Raw genomic sequence first — 24,385 nt, forward strand, 5'->3', positions numbered from 1 at the left:
GCGGCAGCCACGCGTCCGCGCCGAGTTCGGCCAGCGCCGGCTGCAGCAGCCCGGCGCGTCCCGGCAGCGCAGCGATCCATGCGGCGGGCAGCGGAACCAGCCAGAGCAGCGGCAGCAGCGAAAGCGCGAGCGCGGCACCGGCCGGTACGCCCAGCGCGTCGGCCGCGTGCTGCCGCGGCCACAGCGCGAGCAGCAGCACCGGCAGCGCGAGCAGTGCGAGCACACCGTCGCGCCACGAAAAGAACGACGACCCGCCGAGCAGCACGCCGGCGGCGAGCAGCAGCCAGCAGGCCGGTTCGACGCGGCTCAGCGTCAACGCCGGCGACCGCGCGGCCGCCTGTGCCGCGCGACCCGGCATTGCCGCGACGCGCTCAGCGGCTGACGGGCGGGCGATCGTCATCGTCGTCGCGGTTGCGATCCCAGTAGTAGAGCGCCGGAATGAGCAGCGCCGCGGCGACCGCCCAGCGCTGGCCCGGCGTCAGCGAGGTGACCGTCGTGTCCGCGTTACCGGCGTCGACGACGACGGCGGCCGTGTCGTCGTCGTCCTTTTTCGTGCCGCCGGCTTCGCCGATCGCCTGGCGGAACGACACGACGCCCGCGCCGCCGCCGCAGTCGGGTTGTTCGCCGATCGTCAGCAGCGAATCGGGGTCGAGACGGCGATGGCAGCCGTCGGCGAAGGCGACGAGCACCTGCGCGTCTTCGAGCGTCATCAGGCGGTCGCCGGGATACAGCGCGGCGCCGTTCGTCGCCGGCGCGACATGGGCACCCTGGACGAGCAGCGCCTGGCCGCCGACGCCGGCGATGTTGGCGACCGGCAGGGCCGGCGCGGCGGTGCCGTCGGCGACGGCGCAGGAGCTGGCGCAGTACAACGCCAGGGCGAATACGCTAGGCGGTTTCATCGGCTTCTCCCGTCGGCGGCAGCGCAGCCGTCGCTGTGCTGCCATGTGCATGAATATACAAGTGGAATGCGTGTCGGGTCACGGCGCCGCCTTTGCCGGCGCGGCGGCGCGCAGATCGAAATCGTCGAACCAGGCCGTACCGGCGAGACGCAGGGCCGTGCCGCGCGCCTGCAGCTGCAGGCGCTGCGCGCTGCAGTCGGGCGGTACGCGGAATTCGAGCGCGAAACCGGTCCAGTCCGCGGCCGTCGCCGGCAGCGCTGCCGCGGCGAGCGCGCGCGGCTGCGGCGCGATGCAGTCGACGCGCCATTCGAGCTGGTCGCTGCGCTCGATCGCCTCGAGCCGCAGCCGGCCCTCGAGCCGGTAGCCGCCTGGTGCGAGCAGCAGCGTCTGCGCGGCGCTCGCGCCCTGCAGCGGACGCTGGTCGAAGCGCACGCGCAAGGCCTGCGAGCCCTGCGGAGCGCGGCGCAGCGAGGCGGTGCTGCCGGCGCCGCGCAGGATCCAGTCGAAGCCGCTGCCGAGACCGGGCCGTTCGAAATCGCCGTTGCGCAGCAGCGGACCGCTGCGTTCGGCCGGCGGCTGCAAGGCGAGCCACAGCAGCCACGCGCGCTCGACCTCGCCGCCGTGCAGCAGCCGGTCGACGACGGTGACGCCTTCGCGCAGATCGGCCGGCGCCGCGCTCGCGCGCAGGGCCAGCAGCAGCCGAGCCATCGCATGCAGCGTCTCGCGCTGCGGCGGCGCCGGGGCCGCGGCGAAGAATCCGGTGCGCCAGGCCGGGGCTGCGGCGAACACCGGCACGAGCGCCTGCAGGCCCGCGTCGCGGCGCAGCCATTGCTGCATCAGCGGAAACAGCTGCGCCGCGCGCTGCGGCGCGACGCGCAGTATCGCGTCGACGTGCATCGCCGCTGCGGCCATGTCGTCGCGCACGAGCGCGCTGTCGGCGAGCCAGGCGCGCGTCTGCACGTCGGCCGGCCGCAGCCGCAGCGCCGCCTGCAGCAGTGCCTGGCCCTGCGGCGTCTCGATCCCGGCGAGCACGGCGAGTTCGCGCAGCAGGCGTCCGTCGAGCGGCGCGCGCGCGAGCGCGTCATGCAGCAGCGCGCGCGCTGCTTGCGTTTGCGCATCGGCGGACGCGCGGCCTCGCGCGACCGCGAGCGCCGCGCGCGTGTTGCCCGGGTCGAGTGCAAGTGCGCGCTCGGCGGTCATGCCCGGAAGCAGTCCCGGCGCCGCCGTCGTCGCGGCCTTCCACGCGACGAGCGCGGCGATGCCGGCGAGCAGCAGCCGGAGCGGCAGCGGGTTCGTCGAATGCGGGCGGGCGCGGCGCGGATCCATCTCAGCGCCCCACGCTGTGCCGCAGCTCGGTCACGCGTATGCCCTCGGCACTGCGGCGCAGGCCGAGCAGGATCTGTCCGTGCGTGCGCGTCGTGTCGCGGCCGTCGGGTTCGACGCTCGCGTCATAGCGCCCATGGCCGACGGCGAACTCGCCGTCGATCTGCCAGCGCATCTGGCTGAGCCGCAGCTCGCGCCGCGCATAGGTGGAAAACAGGCGCCGGTAGTCGGTGCGCAGTTCGGCCAGGCCGCCGCCGTCATTGCCGCGCGCGTCGCTGCTGAACAGCGCGAGGAACGACTCGACGTCGCGACCGGCATACAGCGTTTCGAAGCGACCGACGAACGCGCCGATGTCGCCGTCCGACAGCGAGGACGGCGCGGCGACGGCGGTGCGCGGCGCTGCGGCGGCGGCGGCGCGGCGTGCGGCCGGCACGGCTGTGCGGCTCGCGACGCGGACGGCGGCCGGCGGTGCCTCGGCGCGTTCCGTTCTTGCGGCGCCGACCATCGCGGGAGGAGGCGAGGGTGGCGTCGGCGTGCTCGCGGCGGCCGCGGCCGAACTCGCGCTCAGCAGCGCGGCGGTTGCCGCCTCGACGACGCCGGTATCGGCAGGCGGCGGCAGCGGTGCGGCGATCGTCGCGGGCGGCACGGCGTCGGCCGGTGGAGCTGCCGGCTGTGTGCGAGGCGGCGCGCCCGGCGAGGCCGTTGCGATCCCGGCGCGCGGCGCCGGCGACGGCCGCGCGATCTCGTGACCGCGCAGCCAGAACATGAGTGCGAGCAGCAGCACGACGGTCAGGCCGCCGGCCGCGGCGATCAGCTGCGGCAGCCGGCTCACGACGCGGCCGGACAACCAGGGCTGCGGCGCGGCGCGCGTCCAGCGGTCGAGCGTCAGCGGCTCGACGGCAGCCGGCGCGTGTGCGCCGGCGAAGCCGGCGGCCGCGGTGTCCGCGACCGGACGCGTGCTGTCGTAGTCGGCGCGGCGCTGCGGCGTGCGCAGCGCGCTCCAGGCGCGATTGACGCGCTCGGCGAACACGCTGTGGAGATTGTCCGGGTCGCGGTCGGGATGCAGCCAGCGCATCAGCGAGCGGTAGTGGCGCTTGATGCACTCGTCGCTCGCATGCGGTTCGACGCCGAGCACGCGGTAGTGATCGGCCGTGTCGAAGAACAGCAGATGATGCAGCAGCAGCACCGCGGCCTCGTGCAGTTCGTCGTCGTCGAAGCCGGTCCAGTGCCGGGCTTCGGCGATCGCGTCGGTGTCGCCGCCGACGACGCGAATCACATCGTGTATGCGCCGCGGCAGCGGCAGGCCGGCCAGCCGCGGCGCCCGGCTCGGCGAACGGTAGACGCTCAGCATCAGGTCGCAGGCGTCGTTCATGCCCGGCGCGCGCGCGGCGCTTCGAGTTTGGCGAGCTTGGGACGGCTGCCGTAGGCGTAGTAGCCGTAGTCGCCGTAGGCGTGATTGGCGCCGCCCTGGCGCGGATCGAGCTTGGTCATGACCACGCCGAGCACGCGCGCGCGCGCCGCGCTCAGGCGCCGCAGCACGCCGCGCGCGTAGCCCAGCCGCGTGCTGCCGGCCTCGATCACGAGCAGCGTGCCGCCGGACAGGTTCGCGAGGATGGCCGCGTCGGCGATGCCGAGCACCGGCGGCCCGTCGACGATGACCTGGTCGAACGACGCGGCCGCGAGGCGCAGCAGCGTGACCATGCGCGGACCGGCCAGCAGCTCGGCCGGATTCGGCGGCAGCGGTCCCGAGCACAGGCAGGCGAGATTCTTCACATGGGTAGGATGCAAGAATTTCAGCGGACGGCTCGCGCCCGACAGATAGTTGCTCAGCCCGGCCGAATTCGGCACGCGCAGCGACTGGTGCAGGGTCGGATTGCGCAGGTCCGCGTCGATCAGCAGCACGCGCTTGCCGAGCTGCGCGAAATGCATCGACAGCGTCAGCGCCGTCGTGCTCTTGCCTTCGCCCGGCGCCGAGCTCGTCACGAACAGCGTGCGCGGCACGCCGGTCTCGGTCGAGAACTGCAGCGCCGTGCGCACCGAGCGGTAGGACTCGGAGAACGCCGACCGCGGATCCTTGAGCGCCTCGAGCGGCGAACCGCGCAGGATGCGCGGAATCACGCCGAGGATCGGCAGGCCGAATTTCTGCTCGACTTCGTCGGGCGACTTGATCGTGTCGTCGAGGTGCTCGAACAGCAGCGCGAGGAACACGCCGGCGGCGATGCCGGCGAGGAGACCGAGCAGCAGGTTGCGGCTCAGGTTCGGGCTGAAGCGCGAGGCCGGCGCGCGCGCGCGGTCGACCACCGAGATGTTGTTCGCGGTGATGCCGCCGGCGACGCCGATCTCCTTGTAGCGCTGCAGCAGGCCGTCGTAGAGCTCGCGGTTCGTGTCGACTTCGCGCTTGATGATGTTGTACTGGATGCTGCGTCCCTGCAGGTCGAGCATCTGCGCCTTGAGCTCGGCGAGGCGCTGTCCGAGCATCGATTCGGCGCTGCTCGCCGCGTCGAACTCGGAACGGATCGAGCCCTTGATCCGGCCGATCTCGCTCGCGAGCTGCTTGTCGACTTCGTCGATCTGGCCCTTGATCTGCTCCATGGCCGGATAGCCCGGCTTGAAGATGCGCAGCTTCTCCTGGTATTCGCCGAGGAGTTCCGCGCGCTTGGTCTTGAGCTGCGCGACGCTGCTCGACAGCAGCACCTCCGGCAGTGCGTCGGAGGCCGTGGTCTGGCTGCGCCGGTACTTGGACTCGGCTTCGATGCGGCGCTGCTGCGCGGTGGCCATGCTCGCGTTGATGCTCTGCAATTCCTGTGCGGCCGGCGACTGCTGCTGGTCGATGCTGACGATGCCCTGCGCCTGGGCGAACTGCACGAGCTGCTTTTCCGATTCCTCGAGCTTCTGCTTGAGCTGCTGCAGCCGGTCTTCGAGATAGTTCTTGGCATAGGCCGAGGCTTCGAAGCGCCGGTCGATATGCGTCGCGATGAAGGCGTCGGCGATCGCATTGGCCATGGTCGCCGAGAACGCCGGGTCGAGGCTGTCGAAATGAATGCGCACGAGGCGCGAGTTGCGCACCGGCTCGACCGACAGGCGCGACTGCACGAAGGTCGCGATCTCGTCGCGGCCGGGTTCCGCCGCGGGGGCATCTTCGGCCTCGGCCGTGCCCGATCCGGACAGACGCGTCCACAGGCCCGGAGCGCGCTGCGCGAGCAATTGCGCGACGAGATCCGGCGACATGCTCGCGGCCACGCGCTCGGCCAGCGAGCGGCTGCGAAGCAGTTCGTACTGGGTCTGGTAGTAGTCGCGATCGCCGACGCCTTCGGCCGGCGTCAGGCCTTCGCTCTGGATGATCTTGATCGTGTCCTGGTCGATCTGCAGCGTCGCGCCGGCACGGAACACCGACGGCGTCAGCAGCGTCTTCACGAGTACGACGGCGAGCACCGTGGTCAGCACCGACAGCACCAGCCATTTGCGCTTGACGAGGATCCGCCAGTAGTTCTTGAGGTTGATCGCGTCGTCGTCGCCGGGATCGGCGGCGCGCGGGTCGAGCATCGGCGCGGGCAGGGCCGCGGCCGGCACGACCGGCTGCGGACGCCGCTCGGGCAGTGAGGGCCGGTGACCTGGGGCGAGCGAACGGTTCATGGCGGCCTCGCGCGCAGTGGATTCAGAACGGACGGAACAGCGCGAACACGGGAATCGACTCGACGAAGCGCCGCAGCGCCGTGCGCGGTCCGGACTGGTCGACGACGACAATGTCGTCGCCGTAGATCTGCGGATCCTCGCTGCGGCCCGCGCGGATCGCGGCGATGTCGAACACCGCGGCCATCTTCTGGCCGCCTATCGTGCGGAAGATCACGACACCCTGCTGGTTGGCGAGCTGGTCGAGTCCTTCGGACATGGCCAGCGCCTGCAGCAGCGAGGTCTTGCCGGTCAGCGCGTAGATGCCGGGCTTGCGCACCGCGCCTTCGACGGTCACGCGCTGGCTCGTGTATTCCTTGACGAAGATGCTGACCTGCGGATTCTGGATGTAGCCCTGTTCCAGCCGCTTCGCGATCTCGGCTTCGAGTTCGGCGACGGTGCGCCCGCCGGCCTGCAGCGAGCCGATCAGCGGCAGCGAGATCTGTCCCTGCGTATTCACGCGCACGGTGCGGCCGAGCTCCGCGACCTGAAACACATTGATCTCGATGAGATCGTTGGCGCCGATCCGGTATTCCGAAACCGCCTTGTATTCGCCGTCGGAATTGATGACGTCGGGCGGCGGCAGCGACTTGCCGTCGCCCTTGGCGACCGGCCGCGCTTCGTGCGGACGCACGTTCGGCGAGCCGCAGCCGCCGAGCAGAACGAGCAGCGCCAGCAGCAGGAACGCCTTCAACGCCGGCTTCGTCAATGCCATTCGAACAACTCCTGTACGCGTTGCCAGGTGCCGCCGCGCGGCGCTTCGGGCGACCGCGGCGCGGCGACGCGCGCGGGGTCGAGGTTCTTTAAGATGGCCTGCGGCCGCACCAGCACGAGCCGCTCGGCCTCGGCGTCGCCGACGCGCCGCGCCGCAGCGTCGCGGCCTTCGGCCAGACGCGGCCCGCGCTGATCCTCGTCGTGCGCGTCGGTTGCGATCAGATGGGCGCAGCCTTCGTCGAGCAGGCGCTCTCCCCAGTAGCGCGGGCGCTTGCCGAAGCGCCCGGTCAGCGCGCCGGCGGTCAGCTGCATCCAGACGCCGCGTTCGGCAAGACGCTGCAGGGTGGAATAGTGGCTTTCTATCCAGGTCAGGCGTTCCGGATGCGTGATGACCGGAACGTAGCCCGACGCGGCCAGAGCGAACACCGAACTTTCAAAGCGCGGCGGCGCGACGTGATGCGGCGGTTCGAGCAGCAGATAGCGCGAGCCGTGCAGCGTCGGCACCTGGCCGTCGCGCAGGCGCGCGAGCAGGTCGGGCGCGAGATGCACGTCGGCGCCGACCACGAGCTGGAGCGGGATGCGCCGGCGCCGCAGTTGTTCGGCGAGCTTGCCGACCGCCGCGCGGATGCCGTCGGCCGTGTTCTCGTAGAGCCCGGGATAGATATGCGGCGTGCAGGCGACGACGCGGATGCCGTCGGCGACCGCTGCCCTCGCCATGGCCAGCGACGTGCGCAGATCGCTCGCACCGTCGTCGATGCCCGGCAGCAGATGGCAATGCAGGTCGATCATGTCATCGGCGTCTCAACGGCAGGCGCGCGCGGTCGAGCGCGTAGTCGGGGGCGTCCGCCGTGCGGAGCCGGCGCGGAACGAAGCGCCGCAGTTGCGCCACCGCGCGCTCGCGCCGCAGCGACCAGACGAAATGCGCAGCGATCAGCACGAGGAACGCGAGCACCAGCGGCAGCTCGCTGCCGGTCTGGTGCAGCCAGACGAGCGCGAAAGTCCCCGCGGACAGCGAAGCGACGATCCCCAGCAGCACGACGTGCTGCGGTGCGAAGCCGGCGTCGCGCAGCAGGTGATGCAGGTGGTTGCGGTCGGCCGAGAACGGCGAGCGGCCCGCGCGCATGCGCCGCAGCATGATCGCGACGCAGTCGATCAGCGGCACTGCGACGAGCCACGGCGACACGATGCCGGCGCTCGCGTTGCCGGGCGTCTGGGCGAGCCGGAAGGCGACCCAGACCACGCTCAGACCGAGCAGCGCGCTGCCGCCGTTGCCGAGGAACACCCGCGCGGCGGGCTGGCCCGGATAGCGCAGGTTGAACATCAGGAAGCCGGCCACGGCACCGGCGAGCACGAGGATCTCCGACTGCAACGGCGCGTCGCCCGCCACGCCCGCCAACGCGGCAAAGTATCCGAGTGAAACAATGACCTGGGTTCCGGCGAGGCCGTCCGAGCCGTCGATCATGTTGACCGCGTTGATCACGCCGATCGTCGCGACGACGCTGAAGGGGATCGCCCAGCTGCCGAACGGCAGCAGGTTGCCGATGCTCGTCGCATAGACCCCGCCGACCGCGAGCACGAGTCCGGCGCACGCCTGGGCGACGATGCGATAGCGCCAGGACAGGTCGCGCCGGTCGTCGACGACGCCGACCAGCACGACGATGCCGCCGGCCACGAGATAGGCGACCAGCGGCATGGCGAGGTCGCCGCGAAGCAGACAGGCCGCGAGCACGCCGAGGAAGATTGCGACGCCCCCCACGAGCGGCGTAGGCCGGGCATGGTCGTGCCGGCCGCAAGGTACATCGAGCAGCCCGTAGCGACGGGCGAGGGGAATCAACAGCCACTGCGCCGACACGGTCACGGCCGCGGCGACACCGACGAACGCCAGATCAGTCAAGGTCATCTCAACCCCCACTGCATCAGCGGCCGGCCCCTGGCCACCAGCGATGCCGCCGGCCTCCCTGGAGACCCGGCGACGCGGAAGCAAACCCGTTCATCCTTGTGAAAACGGGCAAGCGCGTACTTAACCGTTTGGTCGAGATTATTGAAACATCATGCGGATGGCAAACGGATCTTTGTATAAATCAGGTGAACGGCAGAGCGATCCCGACAGCGTGTCGAAAATGTGAAAGGGATGCAGCGATTGCGTGTACGCGGGGCAGCGGGGGCCGGAGCGTTTCGGGGTTGGCGGCATGGCTTCGGGACACCCAACGAGCGGTGGCGGCGCGCACTTCGGGATGCTCTGACGGGACAGCCAAGAAGTTTCGGGAAGCTGGGGGAAGCTGGCGGGGAAGCTGGGAGGAAGCTGGGACACCCAAAGAGGCGGGGAAGCTGGGACACCCAAAGAGGATCGCTTCAGACGCTTCCGGGGAAAAAGGACGGGGAAGCTGGGATACCCAACGAGGAGCGCTTTAGACGCTTCAGAGACACCCAGGAGCTTCGGACAGCTCCGAGGACATCCGGAGTTTTCAAGCACCGACGTCGCGAGGGTTTGGAGCTCAGGCGGGTACACAAATAGCGTCGAGCACCGCGATCGAGGACATCCACGGTGCCGACGTAGTCGAGGACACCCAGGACATCCACGGTGCCGCGTAGTCGAGGACACCCAGTGCGTCGCCGCTGCCCCGGCCCGCCGCGGTCGAGGACCGCGATGCGTTGCCGCGGTCTGGGCCGACGCTGTCGACACGGTCGAGGACATCCACAGAGTTTCGCCGCCAGCCATCCCCGGCCGAGCCGGCGAGCCGTAAAAATTTGCCCTGATGAAAAAAGGCTGCAGATTCCGGCGGCGCACCACCACGACATACGCGGCCGCGCGACAGCGTCGACCAGGCACGTCGGTCGTCAGATTTGCGGGAATCCGTCCGGCGACTGACATGGCGGCGACGCGGCAGTCCTGACGACCCATGCGTCGGCTTCGCGCGAGTACACGCGTACATCGCACGCTCGGCCGCGGCTCTTCTCCTCGGGCGCCGGTCCTTCGGCGCTTGGCTGCCATCAAAGGGCTTGACGTCGACGGGTCGTCGCGAATATGGTTGTTACATGCAACGAATTTCAACCGGCACCGAATCGCTCCCCGCCGCCGTCCTCGCCGATGCTGCGGCCCTGCATGCCGCCGTCTCGGATCTCGTGCGCATCTATCAGTTTCGCGACCGCGACAAGATCTGCTGCTATGACATTTCTGTCACGCAATGCTATGCGCTCGAAGCGCTGGCCGAGCATGGTCCGATGCGCAGCCAGGCACTGGCCGAGCGCCTGCTGCTCGACAAGAGCACGACCACGCGTGTCGTCGATGCGCTGGTCCGCAAGGGCTACGCCGAACGGAAACCCGACGCCGTCGACGCGCGCGCGCTGTCGCTGGAGATTACGCGCGCCGGCCAGTCGCTCTACGAAACCATCAGCCGCGAACTCGTTGCGCAGCAGGCGGCGATCGTTGCTGCGCTCGATCCGGCCGTTCGCGCGACCGTGATCGACGTGATCCGGCGGCTCGCGCGCACGGCACAGGCGCGCTTCGTCTCGGGCGTCAGCGTCGGCGACTGCAGCACCGGCAGCGCCTGCGGTCCGGGCGGATGCGGCTGATATTTTTTTGCCCCCATGGTTGCAAGTAACAACATTATGCACACATCGACTTCGATTCGACATGCGCTCGACGCCGACGCGGCCGCGATCGCCGCGATCTACAACCAGGGCATCGCCGAGCGCTCGTCGACGTTCGAGACGATGCCGCGGAGCGCTGCGGACATCGCGACCCGTCTGCACGATGCACGCCATCCGCTGCTCGTCGCGACCGATGCCGCCGGCGTCGTGATCGGTTGGGCAGGGCTGTCGAGCTATCGCGCCCGCGACTGCTATGCGGGCATATCCGAGTTCTCGATCTATCTCGACCGCGCGGCGCGCGGACGCGGTGTGGGTCGCGCGCTGCTCGCGGCACTGATCGACGCGGCGCAGACGCGCGGCTGCTGGAAGCTCGTTTCGCGAATCTTTCCGTCGAACATCGCGAGTCGCCGCCTGTGCGCCGCCTGCGGCTTCCGCGAGGTCGGCATCTACGAGAAGCACGGCCGGCTCGACGGCCGCTGGATCGACGTCGTCATCGTCGAACGCCTGATTTCCGCCAATCTCGCCGGTGTCCCCGGCGAGCCCTCCTGCTGACAATGAGGTCCGTCATGTCCCTCGCTCTGCCTGTCGTCGTCATCGGTGCCGGTCCGGTCGGTCTGGCCGCCGCCGCGCATCTGCTCGCGCGCGGTTACGCGCCGCTCGTTCTCGAAGCCGGCCGCGAAGCCGGCGCCGGCATGCGCCGCTGGGCGCACGTCCGCATGTTCTCGCCCTGGGAATTCAATCTCGACAAGAAATGTGTCGCGCTGCTGCGCGAGACCGGCTGGGAGCCGCCCGATCCGGCGCAGTTCCCGACCGGTGGCGAGGTGATCGCGCGCTATCTGCAGCCGCTCGCGGCGACCGCCGCGATCGCACCCCACCTGCGCCTGAACGCGCGCGTCACCGCGGTTGCGAAGCAGCGCCGCGATCGCATGAAGAACGCGCAGCGCGACACCGCGCCGTTTCTCGTGCGGTACGACACCGACGGCGCCGAACACGAAGTGCTCGCGCAGGCCGTCATCGACGCCTCGGGAACGATCGCGCATCCAAATCCGATCGGCGCGTCCGGGCTGGCGGCGATCGGCGAGCGCGCCGCGCGGGCGCACATCGCCTATGGCCTGCCCGACGTCGCCGGAACGGAGCGTGCGCGCTATGCGGGCAGGCGCGTGCTCGTCGTCGGCAGCGGCCATTCGGCGTTCAACGTGATCGCCGATCTGGCGCAGGTCGCGCGCGACGGCGGCCGGATGCAGATCCACTGGGCCGTGCGGCGTCCGTCGCTGCGCCGCGTCCTCGGCGGCGGCGAGAACGATCAGTTGAAGGAGCGCGGACGGCTCGGCTCGCGCATCGGTCGTCTCGTGGACAGCGGCGTCGTCACGGTACACACCAACATACACATCGACCGCATCGCCGCGCAGGACGGCCGCTGGGTGGCGTGCGGCGAGGACTTCGCCCTGCCGCCGGTCGACGAGATCGTCGCCGCGACCGGCTTCCGTCCCGATCTGCGCCTTCTCGACGAAGTGCGCCTCGATCTCGATCCGGGCACGCAGGCGCCGAGCGCACTCGCGCCGCTGATCGATCCGAACCTGCACAGCTGCGGCACGGTGCGACCGCACGGCGCAGCGGAACTCGCACAGCCGGATTCGAACCTCTTCATCGTCGGCATGAAAAGCTACGGGCGCGCGCCGACGTTCCTGCTGCTGACTGGCTACGAGCAGGTGCGCTCGGTCGTCGCCGCGATCTCCGGCGACTGGGAAGCGGCGCGCCGCGTCGAACTCGTCCTGCCCGAAACGGGTGTCTGCAACACGCAGTTCGCCGACGAGGACGCCGCGCAGGCCGCTGCCGGCTGCTGCGGCGGGCCGGCGCCGGCCGGCAGCGATGCGTGCTGCGTTGCCGATGCGGATGCGAAGGCCGCGGGAGACGCGGGGTGCGGCTGCGCCGCGCCGGCAGTTCCGATTGCGACGATCGCCGCCGCAACCGGCAAAGCCGCATCCTGCTGCGGACCGGCGCGGCCGTGACCGACGCGCGCCGGCCCGCGATCTGGATGCTCGGCGCAGTGCAATGTGTCTATTGGGGCATTCTGTACTATGCGTATTCGGTGCTCGCCGTGCCGATGCGGAGCGAGCTCGGCGCGACGACGGCGGGCATCGCCGGCGCATTTTCGCTGGGTCTGGGCGTCAGCGCGGCGCTCGCTGCGCGCGTCGGCCGCCGCCTGGACCGCGGCGAAGGTTCGCGGCTGCTGCTCGGCGGCGCCTCGGCGGCGGCTGGCCTGCTGCTCGCGTGGTCGGCGATCACGACGACGATTCAGCTCTACCTCGTCTGGACCGGACTCGGCGCCTGCATGTCGGTCGTGCTGTACGAGACCGCGTTTGCGCTCGTAACGCGCGAGATCGCCGACCCCGCGCGTCGCCTGCGCGCACTCGCGGCAGTGACGGTGATGGGCGGTCTCGCGAGCACGTTGTTCCTGCCGCTTGCCGGCATCTGCAGCGCCGCCTGGGGCTGGCGCGCGACGCTGCATCTGCTCGCCGTCCTCTGGGTGCTCGCCACGCTGCTGCTGTGGCGCCGCGTGCTGCCGACGTTTACCGACGGCGCGTCGCCGGCGGGCACCGGCGCGGCGGCACCGCGGGCGAAAGACATCGGCAGACGGGCGATCGTCGTGCTCGGTGCGCCGTTCGTCGTCGCGACGTTCGCGGCGATGGCGTTGACGATCGTCGTGATTCCGCGCTTGGTCGAACAGGGTCATTCGCTGCAAGCCGCGTCGGTCGTGCTGGCCGCGCTCGGCGTCATGCAGTTGCCGGGCCGCGTCTGGCTGTGGCTGGGCGGTCACGCCGAGCTGTCGGCGCGACAGCTGCTGATCGCTCCGCTGCTGCTGCAAGCGGTCGGGCTGCTGCTCGTCGCGCTGTCGGACGGATTGGTCGGCGCGTTCGGCGGTGTCGCGCTGTTCGGCATCGGTGCCGGGCTGCAGACGCTCGCTCGTCCGTGGATCGTCCCGCTGCGTTTCGGCGTCGCCGTGGCAGGCCGCGTCAACGGCGACATCGCGCGTGCTCAGGGCGTCGCCCGCGCCGCCGGACCATTCGCCGCCGCGGCGGCAGCCGAGACCTGGGGCAGCTCTTTCGTTTTCGTGGCGCTCACGCTGTCGCTGCTCGTGTGCGTGCCGGTCGCGTGGTGGGCCTGCGGCGCGCGGCCGTCGAGCGCGCCACGTGCCGGATGAACATTTTATATTTTAGGAATTAATTCATGTGTTTGTGTGTTGACAAATGGATTCAGAGAGTGAGCTTTCCGCTGCTGTTCGGCGGCGCCGGCTTCGCTGCCTGGTCATTGTGGTCGCCCGCGACGGCGGCCTGGTTGATGCCGGTCATCGTCGCGGCGGTCGGCGCGGCGGTCTTCGCGCTGGAGCGCGCACAGCCGTTCGAATCGCGCTGGAACGGCAGCGGCGATGCGAAGGAGGATCTCGGCTATGTCGCATCGACGGCGCTGTTCGCCCACATCGGCGAAGTGCTCGCCTGGAGCTGCGCGCTCGCGTGTGCGGCGTATGTCGCGCCTGACGTGCCATTCTGGCCCCGCAATTGGCCGATGCCGGTGCAGATCGCGCTCGCACTCGCGATCGGCGACTTTTTGCCATATCTCTATCATCGTGCGAGCCATGAATCCTCGGGGGTGCTGTGGCGCATCCATGCCATCCATCACGCGCCCGCGCACCTGAATGCGCTGAATTTCGCGCATTTCCATCCGCTCAACGCGCTTTTGACTGCCGGACTCACGCTGCTGCCGCTCGCGCTGCTCGGCGCCGGCGCCGATGTGCTGTTCGTTGCCGGCGTGCTGCACAACGTCCATGGCGTGCTGAGTCACGCGAACGTCGACTTCAGGCTCGGTCCGCTGAATCTCGTTTTCAGCATGGCCGAGCTCCATCGCTGGCATCACGCGCGCGATCCGCGCCTCGCGAACGGCAACTACGGCGCGACGGTGACGCTCTGGGACTGGCTGTTCGGCACGCGGCGCACCGCGGGGCGCGCTCCGGCGGCCGGCGAGATCGGACTGTGGCAGGGCAGTGTCGTGCCCGCGCGCCTGCGCGACCGAATCCTGTTTCCGTGGCGCGACCGACTGCCGGCCGGCTGCTGCGGCGGGTGATGAAGACCGTGAACCGGGACACCCACTTACTCCGAGTCGAATCGGAGTCGAATCGGGACACCCACTTTCTCGGGACGCGAACCGGCGGCGAATCGGGACACCCACTTTCCGGAGAGCCGCTACATCCATTTTCCGGAGAGTCGGTGGAGAGCCGGGACACCCACTTTCCCGGGGCCCTTGCCGAAGCGGCGTACCGCGGCAATCGCGCGAACCGGCGCGGCGCGGATCGGCGGCGCGGATCGGGACACCCACTTTTTCGGCTCCATGTAGCGGGGCGTCATAGACGGCATAAACCGGGACACCCACTTTTTCGGTGCCGTCACGAGAGCGCCGTACCGACGCAAGCCGCGCAAACCGGGACACTCACGTTCCCAGCACCCCTTGCCGAAGCGGCGTACCGCTGCGTCCGCGCAAACCGGGACACTCACTTTTCCCGGATCCCCTTACCGAAGCGGCATACCGGCGCGTCCGCGCAAATGCAATTGTCTAACGCCGCGCGCGTCGAGTAGGGTGCCGGCCATGCGTCGACCGCCCACCCACCGCCCGCTGCTGCGACTGGTCCTGCTCCTGCTGATGACGCTGGGTCAGGGCCTGCTGCCGGGCATGGCCGTTGCTTGCGACGACATCGTCGCCGCATTCGGTACCGAGGCAACGGCGGGCGAAGCAGACGCATCCGACAGAGACGTTCAGAACGACCCGGACGGCTGCTGCCTGACCGATTGCCACGACTGCTGCCTGCATGCGACCGCGACGCTGGTTTCCGCGACGCGCCTGCCTGCACTGTTCGTCTCCACGCCCGCTCCCCGCGTGCGCGCAACCGCCGCCGTTTCCGGCGACTATCCCGTCGAAGTCCGTCCTCCGATCGCCGTGTGACGCGTCCGCCGGCGCCGCCGGTTCCGTCATCGTCTTTCGGAGAATCCCATGCGTTTCCTGACCGCGGCCATCGCCGCGCTTTCGCTCGTGCCGGGCTTGCCGGTACGGGCTTCCGGACCGTCGCCCGCCGGCTCGGTACTCACGCTCGATGCAGCGTTCGATCGCACGATCGCCGCGCATCCCGACCTGCGGGTGTTCGAGCCGCGCCGCGCCGCGCTGGTCGCCGAGCGCGAACGTGCCGCACAACGTCCGGCATGGACGGCCGGCGCCGAACTCGAAAACGCGTTCGGCAGCGGAGACGCGCGCGGCCTGCATTCGGCAGAACTCACGCTGACTCTGGCCGGCGTGCTTGAGCGCGGCGGCAAGCAAGCCGCACGAGAGGCACTCGCGCAGCGGCGCATCGACGCGCTCGGCGTCGAGCGCGAGGCGCGCCGGCTCGATCTGCTCGCCGAGACCGCGCGCCGCTATCTGGCGATCGTCGCCGCGCGTCAGAACGGCGAGATCGCGCGGCAGGACATCGAACAGCGCACGCGCGCGGTGACCGCGGCGCGCCGGCGCCTCGATGCCGGTGCGTCGCCCGAATCGGTGCTGCTGACTGCAGAGTCGGCGTTGGCGCGCGCGGAGCTGGACCGTGATCGCGCGGCGCAGCGCTTCGACGCCGCGCGGCAGCATCTTGCCGCGCTCTGGGACGAAACCGACGCGCGCTTCGAACCCGCCGATCACGCAACGCCTGCGCTGCCGGCCATTGCCGGCGCCGCGGCGCTCGCGCGTCTCCTCGAGCAGACGCCCGAACTCGCGCAGTTCGCCGACGAGCGCCGCGTGCGCGAGGCGCGCCTGCAACTGGCGCGCAGCGAGGCGAAGCCGAATATCGACGTGTCGTTCGGCCTGCGCCGGCGCGAGAGCGACGACGATTTCGGTCTCGTCGGCGCGATCTCCGTTCCGCTCGGCGCGCGCGGCCGCGCACGGCCCGGCATACGCGCGGCCGAAGCGGAACTCACCGCGCTCGACATCGAGCGCGAAGCCAGAATCGCGTCGCTGCGTTCGACGCTGGCCGAAGCGCACGGCCGCTACGGCGTCGCGCGGCTCGAAGCCACGCGCTATGTCGAGGACATCCTGCCGAAGCTCGCGAAGGCCGAAGCCGCCGCGGAGCGGTCCTATCGCGCGGGCGCAATCAGCTATCTCGAATGGGCGCAGGTGCAGTCCGAACACACGGCCGCGCGCCGGCAGCGGCTCGACGCCGAGCAGGAAGCCCAGCGCGCGCTGATCGAACTGCAGCGCCTGACCGCCGAGCCGTTCGTGCCCGGCACCTCACCGAACCCGGAAGCGCAGCCGTGACCCGTATTCTCTTTATTGCCTTTTTCACAATCCTCGTGCTCGCCGGCTGCGAACGCTCCGCGCCGGGCACGGACGAACATGGCCACGGTCACGGCGACGAGCATGCCGACGCCGCCGCGGAAAAAGGCGCGCATGGCGGCCGCGTGCTGGAAGCGCAGGGCCATGCGGTCGAACTCGGTATCGCCGAAGCGGGCACGCCGCCGAAGTTCCGGGCCTGGCTGTATCGCGGCGGCAAGCCGCTGCACGCGAGCGCGGGCGGCGTCGAGGTCAGCGTCACCCGGCTCGGCGGCGCCGTCGAAACGTTTGCGCTGACGCCGCAGCCCGACGGCAGCCTGCTTGCCGCGGGCGTCGTCGGCGAGCCGCATTCGTTCGATGTCGAGGTGCGGGCGACGATAGACGGCCGGGCATTGCGCTGGAACTACGCGAGCTACGAGGGCCGCACGCAGATTCCCGCGCCGGTCGCGCGCGACGCGGGCATCGTCGCCGCCGCTGCCGGTCCCGGCGTCATCGCCGACGAACACGAAGTACAAGGATTGCTGACCACGATGGAAGGTCGCGTCGCCACCGTGACGGCGCGCTTTCCGGGGCCGATCCGCGAGCTGCGCGCGAACGTCGGCGACACGGTGCGCAAGGGCCAGACGCTCGCCGTCGTCGAAAGCAACCTGAGCCTGTCGAACTACGCGATCGCATCGCCGATCGGCGGTACGGTGCTCGCGCGCAGCGCCAGCCTCGGCGGTGCGGCCGGCGAGGGCGCGGCGCTGTTCGAAGTCGCCGATCTGTCCTCGCTCTGGGTCGACCTGCACATCTTCGGCGCCGATGCGCAGCACATCACCGCGGGCGTGCCGGTCACGGTCACGCGCATGAGCGACGGCGTGTCGGCGCAGACGACGATCGAGCGCGTGCTGCCGGGCACCGCGACGGCGAGCCAGAGCACGGTTGCGCGCGCAGCGATCGCGAATGCCGACGGGCTCTGGCGCACGGGCTCCGCGGTGCGCGCACGCATCACGGTGCAGCGCCAGCCGGCGTCGCTCGTCGTGCCGTTGTCGGCGCTGCAGACGTTTCGGGACTGGGACGTCGTGTTCGTGCGCGTCGGCGATACCTACGAGGTGCGGCCGGTCGAACTGGGCATGCGCGATGCGGAGCGCGTCGAGATCCGCTCCGGACTGAACGCGGGCGACGCCGTCGTCGTCGAGCAGAGCTACGTGGTGAAGGCGGACGTCGAAAAGTCCGGCGCTTCGCACGATCACTGAGTCCGCCGCCATGCTCGAGAAACTCATCCGTTTCGCCATCGCGCAGCGCTGGCTCATGCTGGCGCTGACGCTGGCCCTGACCGCGCTCGGCACCTGGAGCTTCGCCCGCCTGCCGATCGACGCGACGCCCGACATCACCAACGTGCAGGTGCAGGTCAACACCGAAGCGCCGGGCTACTCGCCGCTCGAAGCCGAACAGCGCGTGACGTTTCCGATCGAGACGGCGCTGGCCGGGCTGCCGGGGCTCGACTACACGCGTTCGATTTCGCGCTACGGCCTGTCGCAGGTCACCGTCGTGTTCACCGAGTCGACGAACCTGTATTTCGCGCGCCAGCAGGTGTCCGAGCGGCTCGCGCAGGTCGCGTCGCAATTGCCCGGCGACGTCGAGCCGCAGCTCGGACCGATCGCGACCGGCATGGGCGAAATCTTCATGTATACGGTCGATGCGTCGCCCGGGGCGAAGAAGGCCGACGGCACGCCGTATACCGCGACCGACCTGCGCACGCTGCAGGACTGGGTCGTGCGGCCGCAGCTGCGCAACGTGCCCGGCGTGACCGAGGTCAACACGATCGGCGGCTATGCGCGGCAGATCCACATCACGCCCGATCCGACCCGCCTCGTCGCGCTCGGTTTCACGCTGCACGATCTCGTGCGCGCCGTCGCCGCGAACAACCGCAATGTCGGCGCGGGCTACATCGAGCGCAACGGCCAGCAGTTCCTCGTGCGCGCGCCGGGACAGGTCGCCGATCTCGACGCGATCCGCGACATCGTGCTCGATCGCCGCGACGGCGTGCCGATCCGCGTGCGCGACGTCGCCGGGGTGGGCGAGGGGGCCGAACTGCGTACCGGCGCGGCGACGCAGAACGGCCGCGAAGTCGTGCTCGGCACGGTGTTCATGCTGATCGGCGCGAACAGCCGCGAGGTCGCGCAGGCGTCGGCGGCGCGCCTGCAGGAAGCCGCGAAAAGCCTGCCGGCCGGCGTCACGGCGAATCCGGTCTACGACCGCACCGCGCTCGTCGACCGCACCATCGTCACGGTCGCGAAGAATCTCGTCGAAGGCGCGCTGCTCGTCATCGTCGTGCTGTTCCTGCTGCTCGGCAATTTCCGCGCGGCGCTGATCACGGCGGCGGTGATTCCGCTGGCCATGCTGTTCACGATCACGGGCATGGTGCGCGGCGGCGTGTCGGGCAACCTCATGAGTCTCGGCGCGCTCGACTTCGGTCTGATCGTCGACGGCGCCGTCATCATCATCGAGAACTGCCTGCGGCGTTTCGGCGAACTGCAGCATCGCCTGGGCCGCGCGATGACCGCGCAGGAGCGTCTCGACACGACCGCCGAAGCCACTGCCGAAGTGATACGTCCGAGCCTGTTCGGCCTCGGCATCATCACCGCGGTCTATCTGCCGGTCTTCGCGCTGTCGGGTGTAGAAGGGAAAATGTTCCACCCGATGGCGGTCACCGTCGTGCTCGCGCTGAGCGGTGCGATGCTGCTGTCGGTGAGCTTCGTACCGGCGTCCGTCGCGCTGTTCCTGCACGGGCGCGTCGAGGAAAAGGAAACGCGCCTGATGCGCGCGGCGCGCCGCCTGTATGCGCCGCTGCTCGGGATCGCGATGCGTCTGCGCGTGGCGGTCGTCGCCGCCGCGTTCGCACTCGTCGCGCTCTGCGGTCTGCTTGCGACGCGGCTCGGCACCGAGTTCATCCCGAGCCTCGACGAAGGCGATGTCGCGATGCACGCGATGCGCATTCCCGGCACGAGCCTCGACCAGTCCGTGCGCATGCAGCTCTCGCTCGAAGCCAGGGCCAAGCAGTTTGCCGAAGTCGAGCGCGTCTTCAGCAAACTGGGCACGGCCGAAGTCGCGACCGATCCGATGCCGCCGTCGGTGGCCGACACGTTCCTCATGCTCAAGCCGCGCGAGCAGTGGCCCGACCCGCGCAAGCCGAAGGAACAGCTCGTCGCGGAGATCGCCGACGCGATGGCGACGCTGCCGGGCAACAACTACGAGTTCACGCAGCCGATCCAGATGCGCATGAACGAATTGATTTCCGGCGTGCGCGCCGATGTCGCGATCAAGCTCTACGGCGACGACCTCGATACGCTGGTCGAGGTCGGCGAGCGGATCGGCAGGGTCGCCGAAGGCGTGCCCGGCGCCGCCGACGTGCGGCTCGAGCAGGCCACCGGTCTGCCGCTGCTGACGATCACGCCGGATCGCGTGGCGCTTGCGCGCTTCGGGCTGAATCCCGGCGCGGTGCAGGACACCGTCGCGACCGCGGTCGGCGGCGAAGTCGCGGGTCAGCTGTTCGACGGCGATCGCCGCTTCGACATCGTGATCCGCCTGCCCGAGCGGCTGCGCCAGGATCCGGCCGCGCTCGCCGATCTGCCGATCCCGCTCGATGCGAGCGGCACCGTTGATGAATCGAGCCGCGCCGCCGCGTGGCTGTCGGGCGCGCCGCAGACCGTGCCGCTGCGCGAGGTCGCGACGATCGCGACGGCGCAGGGGCCGAATCAGATCAATCGCGAGAACGGCAAGCGCCGTGTCGTCGTGACCGCGAACGTGCGCGGGCGCGATCTCGGCGGCTTCGTGTCGGAGCTGCGCGCGCGCATCGACGCCGGGGTCAGGGTGCCGCCGGGCTACTGGATCGACTACGGCGGCACGTTCGAGCAGTTGATCTCGGCGAGTCAGCGCCTCGCCGTCGTCGTGCCGGTGACGCTCGTGTTGATCTTCGCGCTGCTGTTCTGGGCGTTCGCATCGGCGAAAGATGCCGCGATCGTGTTCAGCAGCGTGCCGCTCGCACTGACCGGCGGCGTCGCCGCGCTCGCGCTGCGCGGCATACCGTTCTCGATTTCCGCGGGCGTCGGTTTCATCGCGCTGTCGGGCGTGGCGGTGCTCAACGGACTCGTGATGATCGCGTTCATCCGCCGGCTGCGCGAGCAGGGCGTGCCGCTCGACCGGTCGATCGTCGACGGTGCGCTCGGCCGTCTGCGGCCGGTACTGATGACCGCGCTCGTCGCGTCGCTGGGCTTCCTGCCGATGGCGCTGAACGTCGGTGCGGGCTCCGAAGTGCAGCGCCCGCTGGCGACGGTCGTGATCGGCGGCATCGTGTCCGCGACGGTGCTGACGCTGTTCGTGCTGCCGGCGCTGTATCGGCTGCTGTATCGCGACGCAGGGCGGAACGACGCCGGCTGAGCGCGAGGCCGCGCGCGTCTGGCGCGCACGCGGCCCGCCGGTCAGACCTGACCCGGCCCATTGCGTACCGGCGGTGCGACCAGCCAATGGGCAACCGCGTAGCCGAGCAGCGCGCCCGCGAGCTGCGCGAACACGAAAACCGGCACGTCGGCCGGGCGTATGCCGGCGAACGTGTCGCTCAGGCTGCGCGCGAGCGTGATCGCGGGATTCGCGAACGAGGTCGACGCGGTGAACCAGTACGCCGCGCCGATCCAGGCCGCGACCATCCACGGTGCGTCGCTCGCGCGGCGATGGCCGACGACGACGAGCAGCAGCCCGAAGGTCGCGGCGATCTCCGCGATCCACTGGCCGGTGCCGGTCCGCACATGCGTGGAAAACTGGATGAGTGAAAGATCGAACATTGCGTGCGCGAGCAGTGCGCCGGCGCAGCAGCCGGCGACCTGTGCGATCGCGTAGATCGCCGCGTCGCGCGGCGCGAGGCGGCCGCGCAGGGCTTCGACCAGCGACACCGCCGGATTGAAATGCGCGCCGCTGACCGGCCCGAGCAGGCCGATCAGCGCGGCGAGCACGGCAACGGTCGCCGCCGTGTTCGCGAGCAGCGCAACCGCGACGTTACCGCCGGCGAGGCGCTCGGCCATGATGCCCGAGCCGATCACCGTCGCCGCGAGCAGTGCCGAGCCGAGAACTTCCGCGGCACCGCGGCGCGCAAGGGAGACGACAGCCGTCATCGCTCAGGCCTTGCCGATGTCGCGCAGGTGTTCCTGCAGCGCGAGCCGGTCGAGCGAGGTGAGCGGCAGGCTCGTGAACAGCTCGATGCGCCGGTGCAAGGTCGTGTAGGCGTCGCGGAACGCATGATCCTTTTCCTCGTCCGAGCCCTCGACGGCCGCCGGATCGGGAACGCCCCAGTGCGCCGTCGCCGGATGGCCCGGCCAGATCGGACAGACTTCGCCGGCCGCGTTGTCGCAGACGGTGAAGACGAAATCGAGCGCCGGAGCGCCGGGTCGTTCGAATTCGTCCCAGCTCTTGCTGCGCAGGCCGTCGGTCGGGATGTCCAGTCGCCGCAGCAGCGCGAGCGCATGCGGGTTGACGCGGCCGGCCGGGTGGCTGCCGGCGCTGAACGCGCGGAAGCGGTCCGCGCCTTTTTGGTTCAGCGCGGCCTCGGCCAGGATGCTGCGGGCCGAGTTGCCGGTACAGAGGAACAGCACGTTGAATACGCGATCGCTCATGGCGAGTCTCCGGTTTTCGCGCGGCGGGAAGAGCGCACGGCGGGCGCGCACGGACGGCCGCCGCAGCAGTTTTCGGTCAGGAATGCGACGAGTTCGGCCATGCGCGCGAAGTTCGCCGCGTAGTAGATGAAGCGGCCTTCGTGCCGGGCGGTCACGAGTTCGGCCTGGTTCAGCGACTTCAGATGGAACGAAAGCGTGTTGGCCGGAATGCCGAGACGTTCGGCGATTCCGGTGGCCGGCAGTCCGTCCGGTCCGACTTCGACGAGCAGCCGGTAGACCGCGAGACGGCTGTCCTGGGCGAGAGCGGCGAGGGCGCGGACGGCGGTTATCGATTCCATGGATCTAGAATAATCGAAGTCTTTGTCGGTTTTGGTTACGCAGCGGCAAGCCTTTCGGCCGTTGCCGCCGCGCCGAGCCGCAACCGCCTGGCCTGCATCAGGCGGAATGCCGCCGGTATCGCGAGCATCGACAGCAAGGGGGCGGTGATCATGCCGCCGAGCATCGGCGCGGCGATGCGCTGCATGACTTCGGCACCGGCGCCGCCGCCGACGAACAGCGGCAGCAGGCCGGCGAGGATCACGGCGACGGTCATCGCTTTCGGCCTTACGCGCTGCGCCGCGCCGTCGCGGATCGCGGCGTCGAGCGTTTCGAGGTCGGCCGGTTCGCCGGCGGCGATGCGCTGATCCCAGGCCTGGCGCAGATACAGGACCATGATGATGCCGAACTCGGCGGCGACGCCCGCGAGCGCGATGAAGCCGATCAGCGTCGCGATCGACACCGCGTGGCCGAGCAGCCAGATCAGCCAGAGTCCGCCGACCAGCGCGAGCGGAAGGCTCAGCAGGATGATCGCGACGTCGCCGATACGGCGGAACACGAATCCGATCAGCAGCACGATGATCGCGAGCGCGGCGGGCACGACCCAGCGCAGCCGCGCCCGCGCGCGCTGCAGGTATTCGTACTGGCCCGACCAGGCGATGCCGTAGCCGGCCGGAAGATCCACCTGCGCCGCGACCGCATCCTGCAGGTCGGCGACGACCGAACCGAGGTCGCGCCCCGCGACATCGACGTAGACATAGCCGACGAGGCGGCCGTCGTCGCTCTTGAGCATGGCCGGGCCAGTCGCGGTGGTGACGTCGGCAACCTGCTCGAGCGTCAGCTGCGCGCCGCCCGGTGCGACCAGCGGCAGCTGTTTCAGCGCGGCGAGCGAGTCGCGCTGCCCGCGCGGATAGCGCAGCACGATCGGATAGCGTTCGCGCCCTTCGTTCGTTTCGCCGATCGCATCGCCGCCGACGACGGTCGCGACGAGCTGCTGCAGGGCAGCCTGCGTGAAACCGTAGCGCGCGGCTGCTTCCGGGCGAATGCGCACATCCACATAGCGGCCCGCGCCGATGCGCTCGGCCAGCGCCGAGCGGACGCCGGGCACGGCGGCGGCCACGCGTGCGATCGATTCACCGACGCGTTCGATCACGGCGACGTCCGGTCCCGACACCTTGACGCCGACCGGACTCTTGATGCCGGTCGCGAGCATGTCGATGCGATTGCGGATCGGCGGCACCCAGAGATTCGTGAGGCCCGGCACCGTCACGGCCGCATCGAGCGCCTCGCGCAGTTTCTGCGGCGTCATGCCGGGCCGCCACTGCTCGCGCGGCTTGAATGTCACGGTGGTTTCGAACATTTCCATCGGCGCCGGATCGGTCGCACTGTCGGCGCGGCCGGCCTTGCCGAACACGTGCGCGACTTCGGGCACGGTCCTGATCATCCGGTCGGACAACTGCAGCAGCTGCCGCGCCTTGTCGGCCGACAGGCCGGGCAGCGCGGTAGGCATGTACAGCAGCGAGCCTTCCTCGAGCGGCGGCATGAACTCGCTGCCGATGCGCGCATACGGGATCGCGGTCGCGGCGAGCAGCAGCGTACCGGCGGCCAGCGTCGCGCGCGGGTGCCGCAGCACCGCGTCGAGCACCGGCCGATAGCCGGCGATCAGCACGCGATTGACGGGATTCGCGTGCTCCGCGCGGATGCGTCCGCGGATCAGATAGCCCATGAGCACCGGCACGAGCGTCACCGACAGGGCCGCTGCTGCGGCCATGGCATAGGTCTTGGTATGAGCGAGCGGCGAGAACAGGCGGCCCTCCTGGGCCTGCAGCGCGAACACGGGGACGAACGACAGCGTGATGACGAGCAGGCTCGCGAACAGAGCCGGGC

General features: G+C 70.1%; 21 protein-coding genes. 9 read left to right on the forward strand and 12 right to left on the reverse strand.

Annotation, left to right across the window (positions count from 1 at the left end):
* The 8 genes from VLF18_RS20570 to VLF18_RS20605 all read right to left on the reverse strand — a co-directional run.
* A partial coding sequence (locus tag VLF18_RS20570; RefSeq protein WP_325281502.1) for a hypothetical protein occupies window positions 1–400 on the reverse strand: 400 nt, incomplete at its 3' end.
* On the reverse strand, window positions 372–899 hold the full coding sequence (locus tag VLF18_RS20575; RefSeq protein ID WP_325281503.1) for a hypothetical protein: 528 nt from the start codon (window positions 897–899) through the stop codon (window positions 372–374). The genes VLF18_RS20575 and VLF18_RS20570, both read right to left, overlap by 29 nt.
* A gap of 78 nt (window positions 900–977) precedes the next feature.
* Window positions 978–2,225, reverse strand: a complete 1,248-nt coding sequence (locus tag VLF18_RS20580) for a hypothetical protein (protein ID WP_325281504.1) — start codon at window positions 2,223–2,225, stop codon at window positions 978–980.
* A 1-nt stretch (window position 2,226) separates the two neighbouring features.
* On the reverse strand, window positions 2,227–3,594 hold the full coding sequence (locus tag VLF18_RS20585; protein WP_325281505.1) for a DnaJ domain-containing protein: 1,368 nt from the start codon (window positions 3,592–3,594) through the stop codon (window positions 2,227–2,229).
* A complete protein-coding gene (locus VLF18_RS20590) occupies window positions 3,591–5,855 on the reverse strand; it encodes a GumC family protein (RefSeq protein ID WP_325281506.1) in 2,265 nt (754 codons plus the stop codon). Before VLF18_RS20590 ends, VLF18_RS20585 begins: the two co-directional genes overlap by 4 nt.
* Window positions 5,856–5,877: 22 nt before the next feature.
* Window positions 5,878–6,606, reverse strand: a complete 729-nt coding sequence (locus VLF18_RS20595) for a polysaccharide biosynthesis/export family protein (RefSeq protein WP_325281507.1) — start codon at window positions 6,604–6,606, stop codon at window positions 5,878–5,880.
* Complete coding sequence (locus tag VLF18_RS20600; protein WP_325281508.1) at window positions 6,597–7,394, reverse strand: tyrosine-protein phosphatase; 798 nt, start codon at window positions 7,392–7,394, stop codon at window positions 6,597–6,599. The genes VLF18_RS20595 and VLF18_RS20600 overlap by 10 nt, the downstream gene beginning before the upstream one ends.
* Before the next feature lies 1 nt (window position 7,395).
* Window positions 7,396–8,505 carry an MraY family glycosyltransferase gene (locus VLF18_RS20605; protein ID WP_325281509.1) on the reverse strand — a complete coding sequence of 370 codons (1,110 nt, stop codon included), beginning with the start codon at window positions 8,503–8,505 and terminating at the stop codon, window positions 7,396–7,398.
* A gap of 1,136 nt (window positions 8,506–9,641) precedes the next feature.
* Between VLF18_RS20605 and VLF18_RS20610 the strand changes: the two genes are divergently transcribed.
* The 9 genes from VLF18_RS20610 to VLF18_RS20650 all read left to right on the forward strand — a co-directional run bounded on the left by VLF18_RS20610 (window position 9,642) and on the right by VLF18_RS20650 (window position 20,957).
* Window positions 9,642–10,178 (forward strand): MarR family winged helix-turn-helix transcriptional regulator, encoded by a 537-nt coding sequence (locus VLF18_RS20610; RefSeq protein ID WP_325281510.1) that lies wholly within the window; start codon window positions 9,642–9,644, stop codon window positions 10,176–10,178.
* A gap of 36 nt (window positions 10,179–10,214) precedes the next feature.
* A complete protein-coding gene (locus tag VLF18_RS20615; protein WP_325281511.1) occupies window positions 10,215–10,748 on the forward strand; it encodes an arsinothricin resistance N-acetyltransferase ArsN1 family A in 534 nt (177 codons plus the stop codon).
* A 14-nt stretch (window positions 10,749–10,762) separates the two neighbouring features.
* Window positions 10,763–12,205 carry an FAD-dependent oxidoreductase gene (locus VLF18_RS20620; RefSeq protein WP_325281512.1) on the forward strand — a complete coding sequence of 481 codons (1,443 nt, stop codon included), beginning with the start codon at window positions 10,763–10,765 and terminating at the stop codon, window positions 12,203–12,205.
* Window positions 12,202–13,398 carry an MFS transporter gene (locus VLF18_RS20625; RefSeq protein WP_325281513.1) on the forward strand — a complete coding sequence of 399 codons (1,197 nt, stop codon included), beginning with the start codon at window positions 12,202–12,204 and terminating at the stop codon, window positions 13,396–13,398. Before VLF18_RS20620 ends, VLF18_RS20625 begins: the two co-directional genes overlap by 4 nt.
* 59 nt (window positions 13,399–13,457) lie before the next feature.
* Complete coding sequence (locus tag VLF18_RS20630; RefSeq protein WP_325281514.1) at window positions 13,458–14,315, forward strand: sterol desaturase family protein; 858 nt, start codon at window positions 13,458–13,460, stop codon at window positions 14,313–14,315.
* A gap of 510 nt (window positions 14,316–14,825) precedes the next feature.
* The gene (locus tag VLF18_RS20635) at window positions 14,826–15,188 is read left to right on the forward strand and encodes a hypothetical protein (RefSeq protein WP_325281515.1); all 363 of its coding nucleotides are present in this window, start codon (window positions 14,826–14,828) and stop codon (window positions 15,186–15,188) included.
* A 48-nt stretch (window positions 15,189–15,236) separates the two neighbouring features.
* Entirely contained in the window at window positions 15,237–16,523 is a 1,287-nt protein-coding gene (locus VLF18_RS20640; protein ID WP_325281516.1) for a TolC family protein, read from the forward strand.
* Window positions 16,520–17,773, forward strand: a complete 1,254-nt coding sequence (locus VLF18_RS20645) for an efflux RND transporter periplasmic adaptor subunit (protein WP_325281517.1) — start codon at window positions 16,520–16,522, stop codon at window positions 17,771–17,773. The genes VLF18_RS20640 and VLF18_RS20645 overlap by 4 nt, the downstream gene beginning before the upstream one ends.
* A gap of 10 nt (window positions 17,774–17,783) precedes the next feature.
* The gene (locus VLF18_RS20650; protein WP_325281518.1) at window positions 17,784–20,957 is read left to right on the forward strand and encodes a CusA/CzcA family heavy metal efflux RND transporter; all 3,174 of its coding nucleotides are present in this window, start codon (window positions 17,784–17,786) and stop codon (window positions 20,955–20,957) included.
* Window positions 20,958–20,998: 41 nt separating this feature from the next.
* Here the strand turns inward: VLF18_RS20650 and VLF18_RS20655 are convergent, their stop codons facing one another.
* From VLF18_RS20655 to VLF18_RS20670, 4 genes are all read right to left on the reverse strand, one after another.
* Window positions 20,999–21,685, reverse strand: a complete 687-nt coding sequence (locus VLF18_RS20655; protein ID WP_325281519.1) for an MIP/aquaporin family protein — start codon at window positions 21,683–21,685, stop codon at window positions 20,999–21,001.
* Window positions 21,686–21,688: 3 nt separating this feature from the next.
* The gene (locus VLF18_RS20660; RefSeq protein ID WP_325281520.1) at window positions 21,689–22,183 is read right to left on the reverse strand and encodes an arsenate reductase ArsC; all 495 of its coding nucleotides are present in this window, start codon (window positions 22,181–22,183) and stop codon (window positions 21,689–21,691) included.
* Window positions 22,180–22,521, reverse strand: a complete 342-nt coding sequence (locus VLF18_RS20665) for a metalloregulator ArsR/SmtB family transcription factor (RefSeq protein WP_325281521.1) — start codon at window positions 22,519–22,521, stop codon at window positions 22,180–22,182. Before VLF18_RS20665 ends, VLF18_RS20660 begins: the two co-directional genes overlap by 4 nt.
* Before the next feature lie 35 nt (window positions 22,522–22,556).
* The coding region (locus VLF18_RS20670; protein ID WP_325281522.1) for an efflux RND transporter permease subunit at window positions 22,557–24,385 on the reverse strand (1,829 nt) is incomplete at its 5' end.

The organism is Tahibacter sp., from assembly GCF_035481375.1.
Classification (GTDB): Bacteria; Pseudomonadota; Gammaproteobacteria; order Xanthomonadales; family Rhodanobacteraceae; genus Tahibacter.